Origin of the sequence: Rhodococcus sp. (in: high G+C Gram-positive bacteria) (assembly GCF_049286785.1) — a bacterium.
Taxonomy (GTDB): domain Bacteria; phylum Actinomycetota; class Actinomycetes; order Mycobacteriales; family Mycobacteriaceae; genus Rhodococcus_F.
In genome coordinates, this window is record NZ_JBAQEO010000745.1 from 1 (window position 1) to 3,722 (window position 3,722).

6 protein-coding genes are annotated in these 3,722 nt (G+C 63.1%); all 6 read left to right on the plus strand.

Going from position 1 to position 3,722, the window contains the following annotated elements; genetic code table 11:
• Positions 1 to 234 precede the first annotated feature (234 nt).
• The 6 genes from WAW17_RS27050 to WAW17_RS27075 all read left to right on the plus strand — a co-directional run bounded on the left by WAW17_RS27050 (position 235) and on the right by WAW17_RS27075 (position 3,519).
• Positions 235 to 690 (plus strand): hypothetical protein, encoded by a 456-nt coding sequence (locus WAW17_RS27050; protein WP_422335943.1) that lies wholly within the window; start codon positions 235 to 237, stop codon positions 688 to 690.
• Positions 691 to 870: 180 nt separating this feature from the next.
• Positions 871 to 1,107, plus strand: coding sequence for a hypothetical protein (locus tag WAW17_RS27055; protein ID WP_422335944.1), 237 nt, complete (start codon positions 871 to 873; stop codon positions 1,105 to 1,107).
• A 30-nt stretch (positions 1,108 to 1,137) separates the two neighbouring features.
• A complete protein-coding gene (locus WAW17_RS27060; RefSeq protein ID WP_422335945.1) occupies positions 1,138 to 1,683 on the plus strand; it encodes a hypothetical protein in 546 nt (181 codons plus the stop codon).
• A 131-nt stretch (positions 1,684 to 1,814) separates the two neighbouring features.
• Positions 1,815 to 2,171, plus strand: coding sequence for a hypothetical protein (locus WAW17_RS27065; RefSeq protein WP_422335946.1), 357 nt, complete (start codon positions 1,815 to 1,817; stop codon positions 2,169 to 2,171).
• Between the two features lie 109 nt (positions 2,172 to 2,280).
• Positions 2,281 to 3,297 carry a DUF2637 domain-containing protein gene (locus WAW17_RS27070; protein ID WP_422335947.1) on the plus strand — a complete coding sequence of 339 codons (1,017 nt, stop codon included), beginning with the start codon at positions 2,281 to 2,283 and terminating at the stop codon, positions 3,295 to 3,297.
• A 27-nt stretch (positions 3,298 to 3,324) separates the two neighbouring features.
• Complete coding sequence (locus WAW17_RS27075) at positions 3,325 to 3,519, plus strand: hypothetical protein (protein ID WP_422335948.1); 195 nt, start codon at positions 3,325 to 3,327, stop codon at positions 3,517 to 3,519.
• Positions 3,520 to 3,722: the final 203 nt, after the last annotated feature.

Consider the following 3,722-nt stretch of genomic DNA (forward strand, 5'->3'; position numbering starts at 1 on the left):
CAAACGAAAAACATGTTTGCACCCCCGGACCCGGCACGGTCGAGACGCACCCAGCCGACGGGACGACCACCACCTCAACACCACCCCCAATTTTGCAGCGCCCGCAAAACCCGAAAAAACACCCACAACCAGCGCAAACACCCATGCAAAAGGGTGACGCATCACACACATAATCAGGTTAGAAATAAGTCGATAATAGCCAATAAGTCAACTTAAATACGTTAGAATTAAGTCATGACAAACACCGAGAACACCACCGCCGGTCTCATTCTCAGCGTCCTCCGCAACGCGGAATTCTCCGATTGCACCCTCGGCGGAATCACCTCTCGATCCAGTCGCGTCACCCTGGTTGGAACCCTCGACTGCACCGAGTACGCCGCCGGATTCGTCTACCCGGTCCCGCTCACGATGCGCGTAGTCAGCCCCCGCGCCGACGCGCCCGCCGTCGCCCTGGAAATCCGCAAGCGCGCGTTCCGTGAGGCCGCCGACGGCGAACACGGAAAGATCGTCCACCTGACGCCCGTCCACTGGAACGAGAACGCGGGCAGCTACGTCCGCACGCACGCCTGGTCGATGTCCGGAGGCAGCTACGCCACCACATCCGACAGCCGACTCTCACAGTTGCTCGAGGACGTCCTCGGCCACTCCTACGGAGCACTTTCGATACACGACCGCGTCGAAACCTACTGACCGAGACCCCGAATAGGGGAGTAGTAGCCCCGGCCCTCGCCGGGGCTACGCGCATATTCACGAAAAAGAGGTCGACCTGCATAAACATCCCGCCCGCGAGTGACGCGGAACACACATAAATACGTTCGAAATAAGATCTCGTAGCTACTTTGCTAGAGTTAAATACGTTAGAATTAAGGCATGACAAACGCCGACGAAGTTCAGGCTGAACGCCTGATGCCCGCCACCGTCGGACGGGCAGTTGTCAACATCAGCTGGAACCTCGCAACCGGCCTCACCTGGCACATCGCCCGGCGCACCGCGACCGGCTCCACCGCCACGCTGCTCGACCACCCCTACCCGTCGCAGCGCGAAGCGCGCACCGCCGTATGGCACCTCAACCATCAGCACCCGCGCAGCACCCGCCGCAGCGCATAAGCCCCCACCACCACCCGCAGGAGGAACCCCATGGTCAACGCCAAACAGACCCGCGAACGCGCCGCCGCCGACCAGGCCGGAATCGTCACCCACACCACCGCAATCGTGGCGGGGGAGCAGACCGCCGAAATCGCCGTCTACCAGCCACTTACCGAGCAAACACGAATGACCGTCACCATCGGCCACCTGATGATGACTTTCACCAGCGCCGCCGCCGTCCACAAGATCCTCGAGGGGTTCGCCGCCGTCCGCCCCGCACTGATGGGAGTGGACAACACCACCGCCCCCATCGCTGTCAGGGGTGCAGAATTCGCCCTCAACACCATGTCCATCACCTGGATCTACCCGCCCACCTACGCGATCGTCCGAGGGAACCGATACAGCAAAGACCAACGGCGCACGATCTACTGGGTCGACGTCCACATGGGACCGATCACCTGGCGTATCGCCGACCACACCGGCTACCACAGCCTCATCGAAGGACTCCGCAACGCCCACAGGACCGCCGTCGGCGTCTTCCTCGACGGCCGCAAGTACCGCAAAGACCCCACCGACCGCGACGCCTTCACCGACTGACGGTGATCACTCCACAGGGACCGGATTCATCCACAGAATCCGGTCCCTATTGGCACCACCCCGACCCCCGACCCGAGTGGACCAACCAAACTGACACACACCACAACGCGACAAGACAAGGACCCGCCACCGTGATTACCTGGACACTCACAACCGCCACCGGCAACGACACCACCACCGCCGAAAGTGGCACCGCAGACGACCGCCCCGACGCAATCGCCCAGGTCGCCGAAGCCGCCCGGACCGCACTCCTGACCGCAACCACCGAAGCCCGCTACACCCTCACAGTCGACGGCGAACCGGTCCTCATCCTCGGGATGGGCCACAACGAACACGGCAAACCCAACACCGACCAAGCACTCGACTACATCGACCAGCTCGAAGCCACCGAAAACCCGCAAAGCATCGGCCGCGGACAGGCCGCAGAACCACAATCCCCGCACCTCAGCGAGAACGGCGGCCCGTCCGCGGCCGACCCGGCGCACTAACCACTCCTGCGCCCCACAGCGCCCGCCTCACGCAAAAGAAGCCCCACCAGCGCGCACACGCCGGCAGGGCTCCCCGACCGGGTCACCTCAGGAAGGACAACACCCGATCATGACCGACCATAACCTCAAAGCCGCACGTAACAAGTACCACCTGATCCTCTGGTGCATCGCCGCTGCCATCGCCGCCGACACACTCATCGCTGCCGGCAGCTTCGTACTGTCCTTCGAGGTACTTCGAGACCTCATCGAGCAGGCCGGCACCTCCCGATCCCTCAGCTGGATCTTCCCCGCCGCCATAGACGTGTCGATCTCATCCGCCACCGTCTCCGCCGTCATCCTCACCAAGATCGACGGAGCCAGGGGAGTGGCCATCGCCTCCGGGCTCTTCGCGGCCGCCGCACTCATCGTCAGCATCGTCTGCAACGGATATCACGCATACGTCAACCCGGCCGTCACCCTCGATCCCTGGTTTGCGGCTGGCCTCGCGGTGATCCCCCCGGTCCTCGTCCTCGTCCTCACCCACCTCATCGTGGCCCAACTCGGCGCAATCGGACTCGCAAAAGCCCAGTACGACACCGTGCAAGAGGCAGTCGCCGCCGCCGTGCACGAGCCCGCCGTCCTCGCGCACGAGCCCGCCATCCTCGCTCAAGAGCCCAGCGCCGCCGTCGATTCCATCGACACCAAGTTCTTCGACTACCACGAGGACCAACTACGCGATACCGCCCGCGGCGTCCACCGCGACAGTGAACTCGCCGATGCTGCCGTGCAACCGGCAATCGCTGCCCAAGAAACCAGCCAACCCACCCCGGCCCCTGACGCAATCACGCCGCCGGCCGAAGACCCCGCAGCACTCCAACGCAAGGAACTCGAAGCCTTCATCGACGCCACCGTCAGTGACGACCAGACCAAGCAAGCAGTACTACTCAAGCTCGACAACCCCGACATGACGTTCGAGGAGATCGCCAGCACTCTGGTTCCCCCATGTCACACCTCCACCGCCTGGCGGAAGTACAAAAAGTTCGAGGCCCTCGCTGAGGAAGCAGGATTCACCGTCCCGCCGCTGCCGGACCTCGGCGCTGAACGCGGACAGCACGAGCAACCACAACTCGCCGACTCGACCATCTGATCGCACGAGGACTTGAAAGGAGTGACGATGCCTGACCAACTGACCGCGATAGCCGCGGCCGCATACACCGCGGGTGCGCGTCCTGACCTGCACAATCTGGGTGGGGTGCACGCAGACGCCCATCACGCGGCGCTGAGTCTCGAAAGGTACGACCCGGAACAGCTTCCAAGGGCGACATGGTCGGCGATCCTCACACGGCACTTGGTCGCCGCGATGCGCTAGCGTCTCCGTCACAGACAGGGGGAGTGGCAATGTTTGTCTGGTTTCGTCGCCGTGGCCGCCCCCACGGCTGCAATCTTCGGCGGAACGCAACGAGCGGTTGATCGACGAGGTACTGGTTGTAGCGCTCACCGACGATCAACGCGAGAAGTACATCGCCGCCCTGCTCAAGTGGGCCGAGACGATGAAGGAATTCACTGTCGAAG

Excerpts from the sequence above, each read along its gene's own strand:
- WAW17_RS27050 (WP_422335943.1), top strand. The coding sequence starts at position 235 with ATGACAAACACCGAGAACACCACCGCCGGTCTCATTCTCAGCGTCCTC.
- WAW17_RS27055 (WP_422335944.1), top strand. The coding sequence starts at position 871 with ATGACAAACGCCGACGAAGTTCAGGCTGAACGCCTGATGCCCGCCACC.
- WAW17_RS27060 (WP_422335945.1), top strand. The coding sequence starts at position 1,138 with ATGGTCAACGCCAAACAGACCCGCGAACGCGCCGCCGCCGACCAGGCC.
- WAW17_RS27070 (WP_422335947.1), top strand. The coding sequence starts at position 2,281 with ATGACCGACCATAACCTCAAAGCCGCACGTAACAAGTACCACCTGATC.
- WAW17_RS27075 (WP_422335948.1), top strand. The coding sequence starts at position 3,325 with ATGCCTGACCAACTGACCGCGATAGCCGCGGCCGCATACACCGCGGGT.